The organism is Phenylobacterium sp. Root700 (genome assembly GCF_001429025.1).
In the GTDB taxonomy this organism is placed as follows: domain Bacteria; phylum Pseudomonadota; class Alphaproteobacteria; order Caulobacterales; family Caulobacteraceae; genus Phenylobacterium.
In genome coordinates this window covers 11,435-33,880 of sequence record NZ_LMHT01000012.1, presented here as the reverse complement: position 1 = coordinate 33,880, position 22,446 = coordinate 11,435, and the positions used below count along the sequence as shown (strand labels likewise).

Annotated in this window: 14 protein-coding genes and 1 pseudogene; 5 read left to right on the top strand and 10 right to left on the bottom strand. The window is 65.8% G+C overall.

What is annotated here, in order from left to right; genetic code table 11:
- Positions 1–13: 13 nt before the first annotated feature.
- The 3 genes and pseudogenes from ASE02_RS23310 to ASE02_RS07680 all read left to right on the top strand — a co-directional run.
- Positions 14–159 (top strand): annotated as a pseudogene (locus ASE02_RS23310) (NAD(P)-binding protein); the annotation flags it as partial.
- A 1,531-nt stretch (positions 160–1,690) separates the two neighbouring features.
- Positions 1,691–2,113 carry a cupin domain-containing protein gene (locus ASE02_RS07685; RefSeq protein WP_056732840.1) on the top strand — a complete coding sequence of 141 codons (423 nt, stop codon included), beginning with the start codon at positions 1,691–1,693 and terminating at the stop codon, positions 2,111–2,113.
- A 227-nt stretch (positions 2,114–2,340) separates the two neighbouring features.
- Complete coding sequence (locus tag ASE02_RS07680; RefSeq protein ID WP_082601941.1) at positions 2,341–3,063, top strand: GntR family transcriptional regulator; 723 nt, start codon at positions 2,341–2,343, stop codon at positions 3,061–3,063.
- A gap of 30 nt (positions 3,064–3,093) precedes the next feature.
- Here ASE02_RS07680 and ASE02_RS07675 read toward each other — a convergent pair whose 3' ends face one another.
- The 8 genes from ASE02_RS07675 to ASE02_RS07640 all read right to left on the bottom strand — a co-directional run bounded on the left by ASE02_RS07675 (position 3,094) and on the right by ASE02_RS07640 (position 16,037).
- Positions 3,094–4,593, bottom strand: a complete 1,500-nt coding sequence (locus ASE02_RS07675) for an NAD-dependent succinate-semialdehyde dehydrogenase (protein WP_056732838.1) — start codon at positions 4,591–4,593, stop codon at positions 3,094–3,096.
- An 88-nt stretch (positions 4,594–4,681) separates the two neighbouring features.
- Positions 4,682–6,097, bottom strand: a complete 1,416-nt coding sequence (locus tag ASE02_RS07670; protein WP_056732836.1) for an aspartate aminotransferase family protein — start codon at positions 6,095–6,097, stop codon at positions 4,682–4,684.
- 10 nt (positions 6,098–6,107) lie between these two features.
- Positions 6,108–6,869, bottom strand: a complete 762-nt coding sequence (locus ASE02_RS07665) for a gamma-glutamyl-gamma-aminobutyrate hydrolase family protein (RefSeq protein WP_056732834.1) — start codon at positions 6,867–6,869, stop codon at positions 6,108–6,110.
- A 334-nt stretch (positions 6,870–7,203) separates the two neighbouring features.
- Positions 7,204–9,147 (bottom strand): FAD/NAD(P)-binding protein, encoded by a 1,944-nt coding sequence (locus ASE02_RS07660; protein ID WP_162257151.1) that lies wholly within the window; start codon positions 9,145–9,147, stop codon positions 7,204–7,206.
- Positions 9,148–9,476: 329 nt separating this feature from the next.
- On the bottom strand, positions 9,477–10,625 hold the full coding sequence (locus tag ASE02_RS07655) for an outer membrane beta-barrel protein (protein ID WP_200957632.1): 1,149 nt from the start codon (positions 10,623–10,625) through the stop codon (positions 9,477–9,479).
- A gap of 311 nt (positions 10,626–10,936) precedes the next feature.
- Positions 10,937–11,440: a nuclear transport factor 2 family protein gene (locus ASE02_RS07650; RefSeq protein WP_162257150.1), complete on the bottom strand. Its 504-nt coding sequence runs from the start codon at positions 11,438–11,440 to the stop codon at positions 10,937–10,939.
- A 233-nt stretch (positions 11,441–11,673) separates the two neighbouring features.
- A complete protein-coding gene (locus tag ASE02_RS07645; RefSeq protein ID WP_056732826.1) occupies positions 11,674–13,851 on the bottom strand; it encodes a TonB-dependent receptor in 2,178 nt (725 codons plus the stop codon).
- 455 nt (positions 13,852–14,306) lie between these two features.
- Complete coding sequence (locus ASE02_RS07640) at positions 14,307–16,037, bottom strand: amidohydrolase (protein ID WP_082601939.1); 1,731 nt, start codon at positions 16,035–16,037, stop codon at positions 14,307–14,309.
- 335 nt (positions 16,038–16,372) lie between these two features.
- Here ASE02_RS07640 and ASE02_RS07635 point away from each other — a divergent pair, with 335 nt between their 5' ends.
- Positions 16,373–19,447 (top strand): zinc dependent phospholipase C family protein, encoded by a 3,075-nt coding sequence (locus tag ASE02_RS07635; RefSeq protein WP_156405958.1) that lies wholly within the window; start codon positions 16,373–16,375, stop codon positions 19,445–19,447.
- 23 nt (positions 19,448–19,470) lie between these two features.
- Here the strand turns inward: ASE02_RS07635 and ASE02_RS07630 are convergent, their stop codons facing one another.
- Both ASE02_RS07630 and ASE02_RS07625 read right to left on the bottom strand, forming a co-directional pair.
- Positions 19,471–20,115, bottom strand: coding sequence for a glutathione S-transferase N-terminal domain-containing protein (locus tag ASE02_RS07630; RefSeq protein ID WP_056732821.1), 645 nt, complete (start codon positions 20,113–20,115; stop codon positions 19,471–19,473).
- A gap of 29 nt (positions 20,116–20,144) precedes the next feature.
- Positions 20,145–20,582: a hypothetical protein gene (locus ASE02_RS07625; RefSeq protein ID WP_056732819.1), complete on the bottom strand. Its 438-nt coding sequence runs from the start codon at positions 20,580–20,582 to the stop codon at positions 20,145–20,147.
- Between the two features lie 273 nt (positions 20,583–20,855).
- Here ASE02_RS07625 and ASE02_RS07620 point away from each other — a divergent pair, with 273 nt between their 5' ends.
- Positions 20,856–22,418, top strand: a complete 1,563-nt coding sequence (locus ASE02_RS07620) for a PQQ-dependent sugar dehydrogenase (protein WP_056732816.1) — start codon at positions 20,856–20,858, stop codon at positions 22,416–22,418.
- The last annotated feature ends 28 nt before the right edge of the window (positions 22,419–22,446 follow it).

Sequence of the window (22,446 nt, the reverse complement as noted above, 5' to 3'; positions counted from 1 at the left end):
CGAAACCTATGACCTGGTCATCGTCGGCGGCGGGATCAGCGGGCTGTCGGCGGCCTATTTCCACCGGGCCAGGCGCCCGAACGACAAGATCCTGATCCTCGACAATCACGACGACTTCGGCGGTCACGCCAAGCGCAACGAGTTCGACGTCGATGGTCGNCGGCTACGGCGGGACCCAGTCGATTGATTCGCCGCGCGGCCGCTACAGCGAGGTCTCGATGGGCCTGCTGAAGGGCCTTGGCATCGAGGTCGACCGCTTCAACACCGCCTTCGATCAGGAATTTTACTACAAGGCGAAAACCGGCGCGGCGACCTTCTTCAAGAAGGGCGTGTTCGGCGCCGATGTGCTGATCCCGGCCGACATCAGGCCAGGGCCCGCTGTCGATCCGGATGAGCCGGACCCTCCCGGCATGGATATCGAGGTCAAGCGCAAGCGGATCGACCTCTATCCGATGTCTCCGGCGGCGCGGGCCAAGATCTTCGAGATCGAGACCTCCGACCGCGATCCCTTGCCGGGCAAAACGGCGGCGGAGCAGAAGGCGGTCACCGACCACATCAGCTACGCCGACTTCCTGCGTCGCTACTGGGACGCCTCGGAAGAGGTGCTGACCCTCTACCAACAGAAGCCCCAGGGCCTCTGGGGTGTCGGCATCGACGCGGTGTCGGCCACCACCTGCCTGCGTTCGGGTTATCCGGGCGGGAAGGGCCTGCAGCGATTGCGCCGTGGCGGCGGGGGCGGACACGACGAGGCCTATATCTACCATTTCCCAGACGGGAACGCGTCGATCGCCCGGATGCTGGTTCGCGACCTCGTGCCGGGGGCGGCGCCCGGCAAGACGATGGAAGACATCGTCCTGGCGCCCTTCGACTATTCAGCCCTCGATCGGCCGGGCAACACCGTCCGAATTCGGCTCAACTCGACGGCCGTGCGGGTGCGCAATGTCGGCGAGGGTGTCGAGGTCGGCTATGTCCGGGGCGGCAAGCTGGTGCGCGTCAAGGCGCGANGGAAGGCGTGCCCGAGGCCCAGGCCGAGGCGCTGCACATGAACGTCAAGGCGCCGCTGGTCTACATCAATGTCGCGATGCGTAACTGGCGCGCCTGGGCCAAGCTGGGCGTCAACGCGGTGTCCAATCCCGGCGGCATGTTCCCGTCGATGTCGCTCGATTTCCCGGTCAGCCTGGGCGCTTATCACTTCGCGCGCACGCCCGACGATCCGATTGTCGCGCACCTGCTCTTTGTCCCGACCGAGCCCAATGTCGGGCTCGGCATGCGCGAACAATACCGGGCGGGCCGAACCAAGCTCTACACGATGACCTTCGGGGATTTCGAAACCAACATCCGTGACGAGATGACCAGGATCCTCGGACCCGGCGGGTTCGTCTTCGACCGCGACGTCGCTGGCATCACGGTCAACCGGTGGGCGCACGGCTATGCCTACACTCCGGAATCTCTGACCGACGACCCGGCGGTTCAGAAGGTCCGCGCCGAGGTTGCGCGCCAGCCGATCGGGCGGGTCACCATCGCCAACTCTGATGCGGGCTGGGACGCCTACACCGACGTCGCGATCGATGAAGCGCACCGCGCGATCACCGAGATCGCCGCGATGGCCTGACCCGCAACCCGCCCGGCGGACGTTCTGCGGGGCGTTGATCGAAGTTCCCTAGATCCCTCTCAAACTGAAGGTTTTCGAATGCTCCGCTCGATACTGATGATCGCCGCGATGGCCCTCGCCACCGAGGCTTCGGCTCAGGCCCTGCAGCCGGTCAAGATTTCACCGGCCGACGCCGCCGGTCCGGTGTTCCAGCGCGAGGGCGCCCAGGTCCGCACGCGCAACGGCAACACCACGAAGGACTTCGAGATGTTGCACTCGACCGACAAGGGGTTCTCGGCGGGCATCTATGAGGCGGGGGCGTCAAGCCACGACTTCGAGTCCTACCGCGAGGACGAGTTCATGTACTTCCTCAAGGGCAGCGTCACCTTGACCTCGAAGGACGGCGCGGTGACCAAGATCGTCGCCGGCGACGCGGTGACCCTTCCCAAGGGCTGGGCCGGTCGTTGGGAAACCGAGGGCTACACCAAGTACTACGTCACCTACGATGCGCCCAAGAAGTAGACCCAAGCGGGCGAGACGGCCTCGAATGGGCGTCGCTCATCCTGTCGGCCTGAGGCGGCGGGCGGGATGAGCAGCCGGCCGGCCGCGCGCATGGCGGCGGCGGTTCGGCCCGAACCGGAAAAACTGAAGTCCTGGAATGCTTCAGCGGCGATAATTGAACGCCTACCCGAGACGTGAGATCGCACCTATATGTGGGTTGGAGATCTTGTGGGCGGGAGTGAATTCGTATGTCGAACGCGTCGAATGTGCCAAAGGCGTCGGCGCAGATCAGGTCGGCCTCGCGCGTTGTGGATGAGCTTGAGGCCGCCCCCGAGCCCGTGCTCCACGCCAGCATCTATGAAGAGCTGCGGCGCCGTATGATCACAGGCAAGATCGTGCCTGGCGTCAGCCTGTCGACGCGCGGACTGGCGTTGGAAATGGGCGTCAGCCAGATGCCGGTGCGTGACGCCTTGAGCCGGCTGGCCGCCGAGGGCGCGGTGCAGATTCGCTCCAAGCGTAAGATCGAGGTCTCGGCCATGACCGCCGAGCGGTTCGCCGATCTGCTGGATTGCCGCTTGTTGCTCGAGCCGGAAGCCGCCGTCCAGGCCCTGCCGAACATCACCAGCGCTCAGCTGAAGCATTTGCGCGATATCGACGCCGCCCTGGACCTCGCCATGGAGAACGGCGACGTGCTCGGATACATGGAAGCCAACTTCCGGTTCCACTTCGCGATCTATCGGGAGAACAATCGCCCGACGCTGAACCGCCTGATCGAGGCTCTTTGGCTGCAGTTCGGGCCATTTATGCGCACCGTCTATGGTCGCTACGGCACCGCCAATGTGGTCGATCAGCACCGGGTCGCGCTTGCGGCCATTCAGGCGAACGACGCCAATGCGCTGCGCGAGGCCATCGCCTCCGACATCCGCGACGGCATGGGCCTGATCGTCGCCGGCGCCTGGGCGGAGCGTTAGGCGCGCCCGTCCCTGGGGGCCGAGCCGGTCTTAGCCGAGCCCGCCCATGCAGATGTATTTCAATGACTGGTATTCCGCGAGGCCGTGGACCGAGCCCTCGCGGCCGTAGCCGGATTCCTTGACGCCGCCGAAGGGCGCGTACTCGCTGGAGATGGCGCCTTCGTTGATCCCGACCATGCCGGCCTCCAGACGTCCGGCCACCCGCCAGACGCGCGCCTGGTCCTTGGAGCAGAAGTAGGCGGCCAGGCCGAAGGCGGTGTCGTTGGCGAGCGCCACGGCTTCGTCCTCGGTCTTGAACCGCGCGAGCGGCAGGACCGGGCCGAAGATCTCCTCGCATGACGCGCGCAGGTGGTCGGGAACGTCCGTCAGGACGGTCGGCTGGTAGAAGGCTCCCCCGGACGAATGACGCGCGCCGCCCACCAGCACGCGCGCGCCGGCGGCGAGCGCCTCGGCCACCAGCCGCTCCACCTTGTCGAGCGCGCGCTGATTGATGAGCGGCCCGATGTCGAAGGCCCCGTCCTGGGCCGCGCCCACCGTGAGGCGTCCGACGGCGTCGGCCATCTTGCCGGCGAAGGCGTCGTAGATGCTGTCGTGAACCAGGACCCGGTTGGCCGCGATGCAGGCCTGGCCGGCGTTGCGGAACTTGGCCTTCATCAGGGCGTCGACCGCCACATCCAGATCGGCGTCCTCGAAGACGATGAACGGCGCGTCGCCGCCGAGTTCCAGCGACAGGCGCTTCAACGTGTCGGCCGAGCCGCGGGCCAGCAGCTTGCCGACGGGGGTGGAGCCGGTGAACGAGATCTTACGGACGCGGCCGTCGTCCAGCCAGGCTTGGGCGATGTCGGGCGTGCGTGCGCGGCTGGCCGGCACGATGTTGATCACGCCGGCCGGGACGCCGGCCTCGTGCGCGAGCTGCACCAGGGCCAGGGCCGACAGGGGCGTATCTTCGGCGGGCTTGGCCACCACGGTGCAGCCTGCCGCCAGGGCCGGGCCGAACTTGCGCGCGATCATCGCGACGGGGAAATTCCAGGGGGTGATCACCGCGGCGACGCCCAGCGGTTCGCGCACGGCCAGCATCTGGCGGCCGGCGATCGGTGTCGGGATGACGTCGCCGTTGGCGCGCTTGGCCTCCTCGGCGAACCATTCGAGATAGCCGGCCCCGTAGGCCACTTCGCCTTTGGCCTCGGCGAGCGGCTTGCCCATTTCCCAGGCCATCAGGCGGGCAAGATCGTCCTGGTGCTTGATCACCAGATCGAACCAGGCGCGCAGCAGGCTCGAGCGCGTCTTGGCCGTGGTGTGGCGCCAGGTCACGAAGGCCTGGGCCGCCGCGTCGGCCGCGGCCTTGGCCAGATCTGCGCCGCCATCGGCTATCTCGACGATCAGCGACCCGTCGGCGGGGTTGAGCACCGGGAAGGTGGCGCCGGACGGCTCGCCCACCCACTCGCCGCCGATGAAGGCGCCGGTCTTGATCAGATCAAGGCGTTCCATCGCCAGGGGATTCCCGGCGGGCGAGGCGGCGGCTTGGGTCATTCCGGATCTCCGGTCGAGCAGGGGGAAAACGAACGCCGACGACCGAGGTTTCGGTCGTCGGCGCGATAGTCCTTAGAGGCGGTCGCGCCTAGCTGATCTGAGGCTCGGGCGTGGCGGCCGAGGCCTGCAGCGCGCGCAGGGCCGGCTCGGCCTCGTCCAGCGACTTGGCGATGATGCTCAGCATGGAGTCGATCTCCGCATGGCTGATGACCAGCGGCGGGCTCATCACCAGGCTGTCGCGGACGGCCCGCACCATCAGGCCGTTCTTGATGCAGAGGTCGCGGACGATCGGGCCAGCCTTGCCTTCCTTGCCGCCGAACCGTTCGTTGGTCCCCTTCTTGGAGACGATCTCCACCGCGCCGATCAGGCCAAGCGAGCGGGCTTCACCGACCAACGGATGCTTGGCGAGTTCGGCCATGCCGCGCGCCAGATAGGGGCCGGTGTCGTCGCGCGTGCGCTGCACCAGATTCTCGCGCTCCATGATCTCGATATTCTTCAGCGCCACGGCGGCGGCCGTCGGGTGCCCCGAATAGGTGAAGCCGTGGACGAAATCGTCGCCATGCCCGCGCAGCACCTCGACGATGTGGTCCGCCACGCCGACCGCCGAGATCGGCAGGTAGCCGGAGGACAGGCCCTTGGCCATCGAGACCAGGTCGGGCTTGATGCCGTAGTGCTGGAAGCCGAACCAGCTGCCCAGGCGGCCGTAGCCGCAGATCACGTCGTCGCTGATCAGCAGAATGCCGTACTTGCGGCAGATGGCCTCGACCCGCTTCCAGTAGTTCTCCGGCGGGATGATCACGCCGCCGGCGCCTTGCACCGGCTCGCCGATGAAGGCGGCGACGTTCTCGGGGCCCAGCTCCAGGATGCGCTGTTCCAGGGCGTCGGCTGCCAGCTCGCCGAACTTCACCGGGTCCTGGCCGAAGCCTTCGCCGAAGGGATAGGGCTGCATGATGCGTTCCATGCCCGGCACCCAGGGGCCGCCCTGGTCGTGCATGGCCTTCATGCCGCCAAGGCTGGCCCCGGCGATGGTGGAGCCGTGATAGCCGTTGGTGCGCGCGATGATGATGTTGCGTTCCGGCTGGCCCTTGGCCTGCCAGTAGAAGCGCGTCAGCCGGATAATGGTGTCGATGGCTTCAGAGCCGGAGCTGTTGAAGAAGACATGGCTGAGATTGCCGCCGAGCAGCTCGGAGATCTTCGTGGCCAGCCGGATCGTGGGCGGCGAGGCCGTCTTGAAGAAGGTGTTGTAGTAGGGCAGCTCCAGCATCTGCTCGTGCGCGGCGTCAGCCAGTTCCTTGCGGCCGTAACCGACCTGCACGCACCAGAGGCCGGCCATGCCGTCGAGGATCGCCGCGCCGTCGCCGTCATAGATGAAGCAGCCGTCGGCGCGAGTGATGATCCGGCTGCCGCCGATATCGCGCATCAGGCCGTGGTCCTGCTGGGCGGGCAGGTGGTGGGCCACGTCGAGGCGGCGGAGTTCGGCGATGTCGTAATTCTTGCGGGTCACGGTCGGGTCCTCAGATCTTGGCGTCTAACTCGCCGCGCAGAGCGCGGCCGAGCAACTGGAAATAGGCTTGCGAGTCGGGGTTGTCGGCGGTGCGCCATTCGGGGTGCCACTGCACCGCGACGACGGGGGCGCCGTTGACCTGGGCGGAGATGGCTTCGACCACGCCGTCGGGCGCGCGGGCCTCCACGGTCAGGCCGGCGCCCAGTTGGCCGATCGCCTGATAGTGCACCGAGTTCACCAGTATCCGGTCGCGCGAGAGGCCTTTGTTCAGCACCCCGCCCGCCGTCAACTCGACCTCGTGGCTGTGGGCGAACATCTCGTCCCAGCCGGCGTCGTCGGGCGCGTGGTGGGCCAGCAGGTCGCTCGACGCGCTGGCGTCGCGCCGAAGCGTGCCGCCGAAGGCGACGTTCAGTTCCTGCAGGCCGCGGCAGATGCCGAACACCGGCTTGCCCAGGTCGAGCATCGCCTTGATCAGCGCCGAGGTCATGGTGTCCCGGGCCAGATCGTAGGGGCCCGTAGCGTCGGCCGCGCCGCCCTGGCCATAGCGCTCGGGATCGACATTGGACGGGCTGCCGGTCAGCAGCAGGCCATCGAGGCGCGGCGCGACTTCATGGGCCGCCATCAGTTCGGGGAGGGCCGGGACCAGCAGGGCGCTGGTGTCGGCAAAGGTCATCGCCGCGGTGACATAACGGTTCATCACCGCCTGCGCCTGATCGGACCCGACGGTCCGGGTGCAGCAGACGACGCCAAGCGTGGGGCGGAGCGTAGCCATCTTAGATTTCACGCGCGACGGCTGCGGGCGCCGAAGCGCGGTTCCGAGTGAAAGGGGTGGGAGGGATCAGCATCTCTATCCCTATAACTGTGATCACTAATAAGGTCAAAGCCGAAGCGTATCATGTGACGGTGACCGCGGTATTTTTCTCAGATCTCTGTCTGAGCAAGGCCCTGGAAGGGGCGTCGCCTTCTCATTGGGGGCGCGATCACTCGCGTCCAATGTGACGCCTGCGTCATTATGTGATCACAGTTGTGCGAATTTGTCGCGAGGCGACCGCCAAGGTCGCAAATGCGGCCTTGGCAGCTCGATCGCGCCGTGAGGGCCTTTAAGCTCAGGCGAGCAGTTCGCTCACCGCCCGATGGGCCTGGTCCATGGCCACGTCGGTATAGGCGCCGCCACCGGAGTCGGCGTTGGCGATGGCGATGGAGCCGAACTTGGCGCGGGCGGCCTTCAGCGGCAGGCCTTCGTCGGGGTCGATCAGCGAGTTGTATTCCGGCGCGTAGCCGTGCGGCCAGCGGTTGACGGTGATGCCGAGGATATCGCGGGCGGGATCGAAGCCGCCGCCGCCCAGCACGCGGCCGAGTTGGTCGCGGATATTGTGCTCGAAGGTTTCGAAGGGCGTGGTCAGCAACTCCATCCGGCCGACCTTGTGCTGCTCGCGTTCCGGCAGACCGGGACTGGCGGGGGTCCGCGTCATGTGAACCAGGATCGGCTCGCTGGGCGAGCGCGGGCTTTGGTAGCCGCCGATGTGCTGCGCCTGATTGAGGCTCACCCCGGTGTGGTAGCCGCCAGGGCAAGACACGTTGGACACGCCCAGCGCCTTGAACGCCTCCCAGTTGCGCAGCGCCACCGTCGTGTAGACCAGCGGGGTCTTCACCAGATAGTGCAGGGCGACCTTCTGGGGCGCGGGCAGCTCCGGGCAGATGTACGGGATCATCATGTTCCAGCTGGCCATCACGCAGTGCTTGGCCTTCACCACGTAGGACTTGCCGCCTCGCATGTAGGTGACCTGGACGCCGGCCTTGGCCGGGGCCTTGTTGTTCGCCGCGTGAACCACGACGCTGGACAGGCGAATGCGAACCGGCTGGCCCGCCTTGTCGAGCTGGCTGTAGTCGGCCCGCGCGGTCACGACGTCTTCTGCGGTTGAGCCGGGCATGGCCGCTGGGATCAGGTTGCGGACCAGCAGGCGGGCGATGGAGGCGTTGCCGTCCGGGAAGTGGAACCCGTAGGATCCGCCCGTGGCCATTTCGTTGCCGGGCGTATAGCCCATCAGCGGCGTGGCGGTGCGGTCGAGCTTCAGGCCCTTGAAGCCGGGGAAATGGCTGCCCCAGCAGTCGAGGGCCGAGACCCCGTCGATGCCGCATCCCCAAAGGCCGTCGGTCCGATGCAGATAGTAGGGAATGACCCCCGGATCGGCCTTCACGACGTTGAGCAGGTAGTCCTGGTAGCTCATGCGCGCCAGGCGCTGCTTCTTCTGGTCCTGAGTAAGCCCCGGCATGTAGTCGATGTCCCCGGTCTCGATCGCCAGCACGTCGCGGCGCGCGGGCTCGGAGAGCGGAATCTGGGCGATGAACGCGGCCATGGCGTTCGGCTGTCCATCGGCGCGGGGCCGGCGCCCCGGGCTGACGACGAACTTGTCGACGCCGAACGTTTCGCGATCGAAGAAGATGCCCGAGCCCAGGCCCATCTCGCCATAGAAGGCGTCGTCGTCGCTGGCCTTGGAGAGCTCCTCGGGATGGATGCCCAGGGTCTTCATCAAGCCATCGGCGACGGGGCTATAGGGCGTCGGGCTTTCGATCCCCATCGTCCCGCCGTTCATGATCTGAAGCCGGCCGCCCAGCATGTACTCGTTGCGCTTGGCGTGGCCGCCAAAGTCGTCGTGATTGTCGAGGATCAGGATCTTGGCCTTGGTCCCGGCCCGCTCGCGATAGAAATGCGCCGCCGCGAGGCCGCTGATCCCGGCGCCGACGATCACCAGGTCGTATTCTTCGCCGGTGTCGCTGCCGCTGCCGGCGAATCCGCCCCGGTCGCGAATGATGTGCGCGTCCTCGAAGGAGCCGGGGTGGCTGCCGCGCATTCCGGTGAGGGTCGGGGGATAGTAGCCAGGCTTGTCCTGCGCGGCGACTTCGGCGGCGGCCGCCGCCAGTTCCGGCGACAGCGCGCCGGCGGCGACCATGGCTACCGCCGAGCCCTGGAGAAAGTCGCGGCGGTCGATGTTGCGCCCCATGCCGAGGTCGCGATCCTGGCCGCGTCCGGCGCCGTTCTTCCTGCCCATGCACATCCCCCAAAATACAGCTTCGCGCCAGGCGCTAGATTGCCGGCTATCTGTGATCACGATTTGGGGTAACCGCGACCGATGTCAAGTCGGCCTGGTCGCCGGGCGAGCGATTGGCCGCTTGGCTGTGTCTCCGCCCGCGTGGGGCTTGGAGCAGAGTGGGGCGTCTGGGGCTTGATTGCGCGGGGTCTGGTCAGGGCTGATCTGCGGGGCTGATCCACCCGGGAGGGGCGCGTCGGCGCCGCCTTCGATCATCTATCCCACCGCCTCCAGAGAGGAGGCGGTGGGACGGTAGTGTGATCACGGGGGCGAGTTGCGCCCCCAGCGGTTTAGAAGACGAAGCCGGCCTCGGCGATGGCGCGGAACTGGCTCTTGTCCGTGCCGCTGTCGCCGAGTGCGAAGCCCGGGGTGCTGTCGAGGACCTGAACATAGGAAGCCTCTCCGCGCAGGAAGAAGACGCCCTTTTGATAGGTCGGGGTGACGGTGAGCGACCAGGCCTTGCTGCCCGGCCCGTAGAGCAGGTTCGGCGTGCCCTTGGCCACCGAGCCCGTGGACTTGATGTACTCGGCCCGGGCCGCCAGGCTGAACTCGTCGCTGAAGGCGTACTTGCCCAGCACCGCCGCGCCGAAGGTGGCGGAGTCGGCGGGGATGCCGAGCCCGGCGTCTTCGGAGACGCGGCTGTACTGCAGATACGGCGTGATGGTCAGGCCGCCCGAGTTATGGGTGTAGAGCAGGTTGTAGATCTCGCTGTTGTTCAGCAGCGGCGAGGTGGCGAAGCTCGAGTGGGAGTTGTCCGAGGTGCTGGCGGCGGCCACCACGCTGACCGAGTCCGACGGCGACACGGTGTAGGTCAGCAAGCCGGAGATCCAGTTGGCCTTTTCCGAATAGTAGCCGTCGGTCCAGGCGACCGAGGCGCTGATCGGGCCGCTGGCGAAGTTGAACTGGACGCCTTGGCTGACCGCCGGCTCCTGGTTCCACAGCAGGCCGCGCACGATGTTCATGTTCTGGAAGGTGAAGGTGTACTCCGCGCCCACCAGGGTCGGCAGCTTGCCGATCATGACCGAGACGTTGTCGCTGGGAACGATCTTGACGTAGGCGTTCGGCACAGCGCCGAAGGTCGCGTCGGTGATTTTGTCCGACTTCATATAGCCGAGCCCGAGCGAGGGCAGGGAATAGATGCCGGCCTGGACGTAGAATTGGATGGGCCCTTCGGTCGTCTGGATGACCACCTGGCCGTTGCTGATGTCGGCCTGGGTCTTGTGATCGCCGAAGGCGGGATTGCTCTGCGCCATGGCCACGCCGCTGACCACGCCGCTCACATAGACTTGTCCCAGAGGACCAGCGTCGACCGAGATCGGGTTTGGATTGGCCAGGACCGGACCGGTCATGGCGGGCGAGGCGAGCGGATCGGCCATGGCGGCGCCAGCGAACATCAGGGCGCCAGCCGTCGCGCAAAGAGCGGTTTTCAGATAGGTCATGTTTGTAGTTATCCCCATTTTGACCACGTTCCGCCTCGGCGGTGGCGTGGTTCTTCTTGACGAACTGAGGATGGTTGTTCGCTCCCAAGGCCAGCAAGGCTGGGGAGACGTTTCACCGCCATTGCTGGGACCTGGGCGGGAATTGAGCAGCGGTCCAGGGCGGGCGCCTATCATTTAGGCGACCTGGGACGCTTGGGCCCGGTCGATCGTGCGGGCCATGGGGATCTGCCGAACACAGCGAGTCCGGGAAGCTGCGACGAATGACGGCGGGCCTTGAGGGGCCCGCCGCCGATCGTTTTTGCCGATATCTTCTATTTCTTGGGCGGCGCCGCCGGACCGTAGTTCACGTGGACGATCTTCCACTGGCCGGCTTGTTTGAAGAGCACGTCGGTCTCCTGGTTCCGCTCCACGGTCGCGGTCTTGCCGGCCGGGACGCGCGGGGTGACTTCGAGGAGATAGGTCGCAACCGCCGTGTCGCCCGACGGACCGACCTGGATCTGCAGGTCCGAAACCACGGCCTTGGCGGTTCCGTAGCCCTTGGCCACGCCCTCGCGCCAGCTCTTCTCATAGGTCGCCAAGTCGACGCGGCCGCTGGGCCACCATTGGGTCAGGCCCGGATCGAAGGAGGCGAAGTAACGGTCGAGATCGTTGGCGCCGTAGTAGCCGTTGTAGGTCTCGATGAAGGTGCGGACCTCGGCTTGGGTGGCGGCGACGTCGACCGCCGCCGGTGCGGCCGCCACGTCCTTGGCCGGGGCCGGAGCGGTGGGCGAGCATGCGCTAAGCAGCAGGACGCCGATCAATGGCAGGTGTTTCATGTTCATGGCCCCTCAGGCGCAAAGCTTAATAGATGTGTGATCACACACTGTTATCTGGGGTCCGTCAAGGGGTGGTGGGCGTGGCCATTTCCGGCCGAACTAGCCACCTCAAGTACGAATAAGGATAATAAAATCAAATGGATATTGGCAAATCCGGTCCAGTCGGATCGGCCTTGCGGAAGCTGTCGGGGCCTACCCATGCGGGTAGGCCACGATGCCATCACACGTGGTGTCTAGAAGCGGGTCGTCAAGGTGAGGCCGACGGTCGGCGGGTTGAGCGTCGTGACGCGCCGCACCGGGTCGCCGCCTTCAGCGTAGCGGGTCAGCGTCGGATGGTTGTTCAGGATGTTCGTTGCGAAGACCGAGATGTCCACGGCGTCGAGCTTCACACCGGCGCGTACTTTGAGATTGTGCGTCGGCTCGGGATCCGGAGAGGCCGGATCAAAACTCGTCGTCATGGAATCTCGAGCCGCGGTCAGGGCTGAGCCACCCCGATACTCGTAGTCCGCGCGGACATAGCTGTCGCGATCGCCCCATGAGGTGAAGTTGTATTCCGCCGCCAGGGTTCCGCTCCAGGGGCGGCTTATCAGGTGGTTGTTTTCATTGATGATAATGCGGTCTCGCCCCAGGTTGGGATCGAAGGGGCCATAGACCGGCTTGGTGTACCTGGCGTTGGTGTAGGCCAGCGAGCCCTCCAGCATCAGCCCGGCGACCGGATTGTACTGCACCTGCAGGTCAAAGCCCTCGCTGCGGGCGGTCCCGAGGTTGTCGGTGAACTGCATCGCGCATCGGGGCAGATATCGGTTTTGCTGGATGTTCTTCCAGTCGATGCGATAGACGCTCGCCGCGATCTGCATCCTGTTGTCGAGCAGTCGGTTCTTGGAGCCCAACTCGTAGCTCCACAGGCTGTCGGACTCGTAGGTGTCCGGCGCGCCGGCGATGCCCAGGTTCGCGAAGTCCGTGCCGCAGCGGCTGGCCGGAATGTGCGGGTTCGCCCCGCCGACCCGGAAGCCCTTGGCGGCGGTGAAGTAGAGCATGTTGCCGGAGTCAAACTGGTAAGTTGCGCCAAACTTTGGCGTCACCGGCTTTTCGCTCGCCTTGCCGGAGGCTGCCGTCGTCCCGCCAGCGAAGGGGCCGGTTCCGAAGTCGCTGAACTGCACGGTGGCCTTGGAGAGGCGAAGGCCGGCGGTCAGTTTCAGTTTGTCGGTCAGCTGGAAATTCACGTCGCCGAAGGCGGCGAGTTGCTTGTCGCGTACGCGCCCGTAGGCGATCAGGGAATCGGGGCCGATCAGCGACTGTCCGAAGGCGATCTCAAGCGGTACGCCGAACAGGAGTTGGGACAGTTGCTCGAACTGCGGGTCGACAATGTGCTCGACATATTTCTGGACGGCGTCGGAATAGAAGACGCCCGCGACCCAGGTGAGGCGCGATTCCGTATCGGTCGACTGCAAACGCACTTCTTGTGTGAAGACGTTTTGCTTGTTTTCCATGTAGGCGTACGAAACGTACTCGGGGAACCCTGGAATATGAGTGTCGTCGGCGAATAGGCCGGCGCTCAGCGTTGTATAGTCGTCGATCGCGTGAGTGATCCGTGTGAAGTACGACGTGTTGGAGACGAATTCGACCGCCCCCATGTCATAGTTTATCTTGAGCGCGGGCAGGACGAAGTTGTCCTTGTCGGTCTGCGGAAGCGACTGACCTTGCTTGTAGACGTTCTCCGACGGGTCTGAGATCGTATCCCAGAAGGCGTAGGTGTCGTTGAGTTTGACGTCCTGATAGATGACCGACGGGCTGATCCTCAGGTTCTCGGTCGGCGCCCAGGTCAGCGCGCCGCGCATGACGACGGCGTCCTGGGAGTTCGAATCCTTGTCGATGACCTTGCCGGTCTGCCAGTCGATGCGGTCAATGAACCCGCCCTCGTGACGTACCGAGGCGCTGACCCGGAAGCCGAGCTTGTCGGCGATGATCGGGCCGCCGGTGGCGACGCCGATATCGGCGCTGGGCGAGCCGCTCTTGGTGGCGGCGACTTCGGCCCGACCATAGGTGCTGAAGTCGGTCAGGCTGGGATCGGGCGTGATGAACCGCACCGTGCCGCCTTGGGAGCCGGCGCCGAACAAGGTGCCTTGCGGGCCGCGCAGAACTTCCACACGGGCGAGGTCGAAGAGTTGCGGATAGGCGTTGGTCGAAGAGTAGCCAACCGAGCGGGTCTGGATGGGCGTGTCGTCGATATAGATGCCGGTGGTGCCGGCCCCAATGTCGGAACTGATGCCGCGGATCGAAATGCTCGCCTGCGTGCCGAAGCCGTTTCGGGTCAAGTTGACGCCAGGCGAGAGCCGGGTGAGGTCGTCGATGGACTTGACGCTCTTATTGTCCAGGGTCTCCTGCGTGAACGCGGTGGCGCTGATGGCCACCTTGCTCAGCGACTGCTCCTGACGCGTCGCCGTGACGACGATCTCGCTGATCTCCGTCCCTCGATTTTTTTCCGTCGCCTCGGCCCCCTGAGCGGCGCTGGCGAGCGCGATTAAGGGGATAACTGCGCATCCGAATAGTTGCGCTTTTAGTCGACTGACTGGTTTCACGACGCACCCTCCCGATTTTGTCAAGCGCAGCCTGTGATCACAATAGAAACGCTGTCAAGCATCGTGCCTGTTAGTGAGGGTTTGGACGTGATTTTGCCGGCAAGCGCGGCGTTAGTGCAGCGGAGGCGCAAGTATTGGGCATATATGTCAAGGTGAAGTCGGGCCTGCCGGCGTGGCGCAGCCTCTTTGACTGGCCGGCGCCGCGGCGGCGCCAAGCGCTCGTCGCCAGTCAAGCGGTCCTAACTGAGATCACTTGACTGGCGGGCGTTACGTCTGGTCGGCAGGCGTCATTTGCGATCGGCGACGCCGTCGCGGCGATACACGACCTGGCCGTCGAAGATCGTTTGATCCACCACGAGGTCGGCGCCGCTGCTGGGGGGCTTGGCGAAGATGTCGTCAGCCAGGATGACGACGTCGGCCAGTTTCCCGACTTCGAGCGAACCGAGGCGCTTATCCTCGAAGATCGTGTAGGCGCCGTCGCGCGTATAACCGTCGAGGATTTCGGTCAGGGTCAGCTTCTGGTCCGGGATCGGCTTGTTTTCGAGCCGATTGAGCGCCACGGACATCGCATAGCCGGGGTTCAAGGAGACGACCGGCCAATCGCTGCCAAGCGCGAGCCGACCGCCAGCGTCCTTGATGCTCTTCCAGGGGAAGCCCCAGGCCGATCTCTCATAGCCAAGATAGCGCCACCGTTGGCCACGGTGCTGGGGATCGTTCATGCCTCCGGCGTGGGCCGTCTGGAAGGAAGCGATGACGCCCAAGGCGGCGAACCGCGGGATGTCGGCCGGATCGACGCTTTCCATGTGCTCGATCTTGTGGCGGCGGCCCCTCGCAGGCGCGGGGTTCGCCGTCTCGGCGACCTGGTAGCCGTCGAGCGCCATCCTGACGGCGCGATCTCCGAGGGCGTGCGTCATGATCTGCCAGCCCCGGCGGTCCATCATCGAGATGGCCCGGTTCAATTCGGCGGGGGTGTAGTTGGTCTCGCCCACGCCCGGCTCATCGGCATAGGGCTTCAGCATGGCGGCGGTGTGGGACTCGATGACCCCGTCCATCATGATCTTCACCATGTTGACGGTCATGAGCTCGTTGTCGGGGTAGGTGCGCCTGATCCCCTCGAACACATCGGCGTCTTGCTCGGAGAAGGTGAAGACGTCAGGGAACCCTAGGCCTGGCCGGAACTCCGTGGGCGACCCGGGGGTCAGCCAAAGCGCGTTGTGAATTCGAAGTTTCAGTTCCCCGCGCCGACGCATTCCGTCGTAGATCGCCAGCTCCGGCGGATGGCCGACATTGACGATTGTCGTGACCCCCGCCTTGTGAGCCTCGTCCGTCGCTTCGCGGACCATGCGCTCCAGGTCGGCGGTCGTCTGAACGGGAAGGGCCCGTTGGACCAGGCTTTGAGCGGTTTCCAGAAACACTCCGGTCGGCTCGCCCGTTACGGGGTCGTGGGCGATTTCACCGCCGGCGGGCGAGGGCGTGTCCTTGGTGATCCCGGCCAGTTTCATCGCCTTGGTGTTGGCCAGCATGCTGTGGCCGTCGCCGGCCATGAGCAGGACAGGTTTGTCGCCGGTCACCGGATCAAGATCATGTCGCGTGAAGTCCGCATAGAAGCCGCCGCCACGGATCCAGGTGAGCTCCGGGTGGGCCGCGATAAACTCGCCCACGACTTTCTGAAGTTGAGCGGCGTTGCGGACGCCGGACAAGTTCGGGCCTTCCAGCCCCTCGGCGCCGGCCAGCATGTGGACGTGTGAATCGATGAACCCCGGCAGGACCGAGTGGCCTTGGGCGTTGATCACGCGGGTCTTCGCGCCTTGGAGCTTTTCGATCTCCTTGTCCGTCCCGGTCGCCACGATCCGGTTGCCGCGCACGGCAAGCGCACTGACCATCTTGTGGGAGGCGTCGGCCGTATAGACCTTGCCGTTGACGACGATGAGGTCCGCCGACGGCGGCGCCGCGGCCATCAGGCCTAGGGCGACGGCCAAGCCTATGCCAGCGCCCAGGGCGCGCTTTGCGGGAAGCATGTTCGATCCTTACCAGTCAGGCCAAGCGTTGGGGGATCTGATATCGCAGATATGCGGATGTCAATTTGTGATTGTGGTGGCCGGCCGCCGTCGCTCGGGGCGCCTCTGTTGAAGCAACGGTTCTCAATGAAAGTGCAACTTCCAACAGGGCGCGCGAGCGTCCAGACGATGGGTTGCTCGATCGTGATCACAGAGCTTTCGGGCGCTAGCTCGATCTGACGTCAGGCCGGCGCGCCGTCTTCATCGCGGCCTTGCCGGCCTTGGTCGCACGCTGATCGAGTCTGTCGCCGGGGCGTGATTGATCCAGGCGCGTAATCGCGCTGGACGGGCCAAAGATGACGACACCCCTGAACCGCCGTTCGATGCTCGAGCGGTGGCGGCTTGGACTGGGAACGGCGCTGCTTTGCGCGCTGGTCTCCACGCCCGCCGCGGCCTGGAAACCCAAGACCCACATCTATCTGGCCGAGCAGGTGAGGGTGGACGCCGTCGACGACGGCAAGGTGACCATCTACGAGACGGACTACGAGACCGGGAAGATCCTCGCGCCCCTCGGCGCCTTCGAGGTCAATCCCGCGATCCTCGCGGCCCTGCGTCAGAAGCCGGAGCAGTTTCGCGCCGGGGTCGTCGGCCCCGACGCCTATCCCGACATCCTGACGGGCCAGCAACTCATCCACCCAGGTACGAACAAGAGCCTGCTGGGGGATCCGGAGAAGGGCGAACTGCCCAGCGCCGCGGGGACGGATGCTTGGCTGACCCACCTCTGGCGCAAGGCCTATGGGCCCAAGAGCGCGGCCCAGCAGCAACTGGAGGAGAGCGAGGCCGCCAAGATCCTGAGGCTGGCCCGCAACGACACGCCGGAGATCCGCGCCTTCGTCGCCGGCTACATCACCCACGCCGCCGGCGACATGTTCATGCACACGTTCGTCAACTACTACACGGGCGGCGACTTCGCGATCAGCCCCGATCCTAGGAACGCGCTCAAGCACATCGTGCTGGAGGGCTATGTCGGCAAGCGCACCCCGAGCTTCTCGACGCGCGCCAGCATCGACGGCGTCGACGGCTTCATCTACCGCGAGATGGTGCGTGGTTCGCCAGGTTCGGTGCTGGACCAGCGGCTGCTGCAAGGGCCCGGCGACAAGGCCTCGATCCCGGCGATCTTCTCCCAGCTTCGCAACGGCTTGCAGCGGGACGTCGACACCTATGACCGTGAGCGAATGTCGCGCTCGGGTCCCGCGCGCCTGGCCTACGCCGCGGCCAACGGGCCGGAAGCTGAGTACAAGAAGGCCTGGATCGAGGACATCGACAACGGCTTGCGCGCCTGGCCGCAGGTCTCGCACCAGATCGCCTTGGCGATCGTCTACGGCGACTCCGACCCGAGCCGGGCCAAGGAGGTCGCCACGAAGTACCTGGAAGATCACCTGATCAGCATGGCCGGAGCGCCGGACTTCGCGATCGCGACCGTGGTCTTCATCCGAAAGGTGATGTCCAGCATCCTGCCCAAAGTGCTGACCGACGCGATCAGCGAGCTCACCAAGCAGCCCCTGGAGTGGATGATCAAGAAGTCCACCGGCAGGACGCTCGACGAGTGGTCGGCCTATATCAACGCCCCGGAGGTGAACTTCGACCCGGTCATGAATGCGCCGGGCGGCGGCTATGGCGGCCAGCGCGAGACCCTGATCAGCCTCACCGACTTTAACCGCAAGGTCCTGAAGATCGACGACCCAGCCAATCAGTTTCCCGATCGGCGCTTCAAGATCGAGGACTTCCCGCCGGCCTTCAACACCGTCCAGATGACCAAGATCGCCTTCCTGAGCGAGAAGGGGACGAAGGACCTGCTCGCCGCGCTCAAGGCCAAGGGCGTGAATGTCCCGGCCATGCCGACCGCGCCGGGGAAGTATGAGAGCGCGATGCTCGGCTTCCTCAATTCGATGGACGGCGGCAACCGCTGGCAGGGAACGAGCGAGAAGGGCGGGGCGCTGTCCGGCTCGGCCTTCTTCCTGGCGCGTGGCGACGCCGGAGGTTGGCGTCACCTGTTCCTGAAACAGATCGGCGAGCGTGAGAACTGGACCAAGAACGCCGCGCCCGAGAAGGCCGCGACCGCGCCGCTGGACGACACCGGCTTCAACCCCGTCCAACTCTGGGCGGTGCGCCTGGACGAGGTCGCCTATGGCGCGGTGGACGGCAAGACCCGCAACGTCGTCGTCACCGCGACCTTCCGCAACGACACCACGCAAACCCTGCCCTTCAGCGACAAGCAGGTCCGCACGGTCCTTGGGCGAAAGGACGGCGTCGAGGTTTCGTTGCTGCGGATGGGATATGTCCATCAGACCGAGGACGCGTTGCCGCCCTGGCACTATCTGGCCAATACGCCGATCCCGCCCAAGGGCCGGATCACGGCGCGCTTCGTCTACGAGGTTGGTGACAACAGCGCCCAGCAGCAGGTCCATATGTGGACCGTCACGCAGCAACTGCCCAGGCTCGAGGGGCTGAAGATCAAATATGTCGACGGCAAATCCGTCCGGATCCCGCTGCCCACCCTGGGCGCCGGCGGCCGTATCGAAGCGCCGGCCGAGTCCCTGCCCGAGATCAGGGGCGGCGGCCTCGGCGGGGCGTTCACCTTGGCCGGACGCATGTCTTACCGTGTCGACGCAGCCGGTCGTCGCGGCGGGCCGACCGCGCCCATCGAAGTGGCTTTGACGGCTCGCAACAACACCGAGAAGTCGATGAGCCTTCAGACGGCCTACAACACCTTCGTGCTGATCGGGTCTGACGGCGTCGAATACGAAACCGACGGCAACAACTATGGCCGTTCCGGCGCGGACGCGATGAAGCGGGGCCGGCCCCTGCAACGAAACGAGCAGGCCGTCCTGACCTTGGTGTTCCCAAGGCCGCCGGCCGGCGTGACACCAGCCCGGCTGCTGGTGAAGAGCCAGGACGCTCCAATGGCGGAGTTCTATCTTGCCGGCGCGCCGTTGAAGCGGCCGACCTATGCGCCCCTGCCGCAGGCCCCCGGCGGCGTGGCGGCCGGCCAGGTCGTAAAACTGAACACGTTCCAAGTGCGCCTGATCTCGCTGAACCGAGGCGACGATGGCGACTGGGAAGCCGTGGTCGGGTTCAAGGTCGATTCCGGATTGATGAAGAAGATCGTGGAGTCGGACATCGACATCTCGATCTCCGACGCGAACGGCGAGGCGCGCCACGCCCTGGGCAACTTCTACCTGGCCGACGATCTGAGCCGGAAGCCATATCTGGCGACCCTGATGCTCGTGCCGCCGCTGGAAATGCGGGTGCGCGTCTGGTTCCCGGAATCCGCCAGCCTGAAGCCTGATCGCTACAACATGTACGAGAGCTACGGGATTTCGAAGGGTGGGCCGATCTCCGCCGCGTTCGTGGCGGGCGCCGATCGATGAGCGCCTATGGCAGGGGCGGCGGCTTAGTCCGCCGTCCGCATCGGCAGCTCGAAGGCGTCGATCACTGTCGGGTCCGCTTGCCCAAGCGCGAACCATTCTGCGGACAGGTCGTGCGAGAGCAGCCTTAGCCAGTAGGCTTGGGCTGCGTCAGGCAAGGCTACGTCGTAGGTGCGAAAGCGGGCGGCGATGGGGGCGAACATGATGTCGGCGGCGCAGAAGTCGCCAAACAGCCAGCCGCCGCCTGCTCGGCTCCATATTTCGGCGACGCGAGCGATATCGGCCTCGACCTCAGGCGAGATCGTCGCGGTCCGGTTTCGCGCCCGGGTGTTGCAGGGCATCGCGGCCCGGAGCGCGTTCAAGCCGGAGTGGACTTCGCCCGCATAGCTTCGCGCCCGGGCGCGGTCGCGCGGGGCAGCGGGCCAAATTCGAGGGCGCAGCTCGTAGAGATGCTCGGTGATCGCCAGCGTGTCCCATATGGCCGCGCCCTCAGCGATCAGGACCGGGGCCAGGCCGGTCTCGCCCCCCATGGACATCACCCGCTGGCGCGCGCCGGGGCTGTAGAGTTCAACGGTGGTCTCGACGAACGGCAGGCCGGTGAGCCGCAACAGCATCCAGGCTCTCATCGACCAGGATGAGTAGTTCTTGGAGCCGATCACGAGCTCAATCACGCCGGCCTCCGTCGCGGATCACCGGGGCGTCAGCAGCTGCCGCTGCGATAGAGCTCCGACATGTGCTCCAGCCTCTTTTGCTCGGGCGGGGCCGGCTTGGGTCCAGCCGAGGGCTCGGCGGCGGCCGGCGCCTGGGCGGCGCTGCTTTGAATGCTCTGCAGCGCGCCGTTCAACGCATACTGCGTCATCCCGCCTCCGAGCTTGCCGCCAAGCAGGGACGGGGCGGCGGAAAGCGCGCTGCCGGCGATTCCGCCAAGGACGCCCTTGGCCATGCGGCCACGGCTCTCCCGCTTCGCCTGCTCGTCTTGCGCGGTCTGGACAGCGCCGTTCAAGGCGTTGATTTCCGTTCGTAGCTGATCGCAGGTCATCTCGCTGTCGCCTGCGCGAATGACTTCATAGGGCTTGGCCGCGCCGGCGACGCCGGGAGCGGCGAGCGACAACAGCAGTACGGAGACAATCGTCTTCATTTCACGAGCCTTGCTGGAATGAGCGCGGCTCACGAGGGGGCCGCGCGCTTCCGCAGTCCGGAAGCGATCACAGCAATAGGCGCCCGGCCTGCGTCGTGCGGGCGCGCGTCGACGAGCTCGGCATTCTCCGCGTTCAAAATGTCAGAACGCCCGCGGCGATGGCGGAGTCTCGCCAAATCTCGCGCGCCCGAGCTCTTGCGGCCGGCCTTGGCGTGGCCGCCAAAGTCGAGCTAAGATGTATACAATCTTCAGAAATAGAAGGTGAGGGACGGAATGCTGAGGTCGCAGTGGTTCGGCGCCATGGCCGTTGTCGTGGGGGTGACGGCGCTTGCGGCCGGCGTCTCGTCAGGGATCGCCCAACAGCCTGCCGGGGCGCCGGCGGCGGGACCGCCCGGCGGAGGCCCGCTCGCGGCCTCGCGGGAGGTGTTCACTCAGAACTGCGTCGCCTGTCATGGCGCCGACCTCGCTGGCGGCCGGGCGCCGAGTTTGTTCGACGAGCGGCGCATGGAGGGGCGCACCGACGAGCAACTGCGCGCCACGATCAGCAAGGGCCTGCCCGACACCGAGATGCCGGCGTTTGGCGAAGCCCTCTCCGAGGAACAGATCTGGCAGTTGGTCGCCTACGTCCGCGTCGAAGGCGCGAACGTGAAGGGCGCGCCCCGCTTTGTTCCATCGCCCGTCGACCAGGTCGTCAAAAGCGAGAAGCAGGACTTCCGCATCGAGGTGTTGGCCACCGGCCTGGACGTGCCCTGGGGCCTGGCCTTTCTGCCTGACGGACGGCTCTTGGTCACCGAGCGGACCGGGCGGCTGCGGATCATCCAGAACGGCAAGCTCCAGCCCGAGCCGGTGACGGGCACGCCGCAGGTGTGGGCCCGGCAGGACGGGGGCATGCTCGACGTGGCGGTGCACCCGAACTACGCCAAGAACGGCTGGATCTATCTGGCCTATACCGAGGCCATGCCCGGCTGGACGCCGCCGCCGACGCCGGCCGGCGTAACGCTCGCGCGGCCTCCGAGCCCGCCGTCGATGACGGTCCTGGTGCGCGGCAAGCTCAACAGCCGCAACGAGTGGGTGCAGTCGCAGGAGATCTTCCGGGCGCCCTATTCGCTCTACACCTCAAGCGGCGCGCACTACGGCCTGCGCATGCTGTTCGATCGGGAGGGGCATCTTTTCTATTCGCTCGGGGAGCGCGGGGAGATGGCGAACGCCCAGAACCTGAGCACGCCGCTCGGCAAGATCCACCGCATCAACGACGACGGCTCGGTGCCGAAGGACAATCCCTTCGTGAACACCCCAGGCGCCGTGCCGACGATCTGGAGTTACGGGCACCGCAATCCACAGGGCTTGGCCTTCGATCCGGTGACAGGGCTGCTGTGGTCGTCCGAACATGGCCCCACCGCCGGGGACGAGATCAACATCGTCGAGAAGGGCAAGAACTACGGCTGGGGCGTCATCACCGCGGGCGTGCAGCGCGGGCTGAGCAAGCGCAGCGAGCCGGGGATGGAACAGCCCATCGTCTACTACACCCCGACGATCGCCCCGAGCGGCGTCTCGTTCTACGCGGGCGACCGCTACCCAGGCTGGAAGAACAACCTCTTCGTCGCCGCGCTGGCGGGGCAACACCTGCGGCGCCTGGAGATCAAGGGACGCGAGGTGGTTCACCAGGAGGTGCTGTTCGGAGAATACGGCCGCACCCGCGCCGTCATCACCGGACCTGACGGTCTGTTGTACGCGCTGTTGCAGAACCCGACGGGGGCGGGCACCGGCCTGAGCTTGTCGGCGGCCACGCCCGGCATGGTCATCCGCCTGAACCCGCTGGCCGGGCGAAAGCCGTAGGCCACGCCTCAAGACTGGCGCTGGAGGC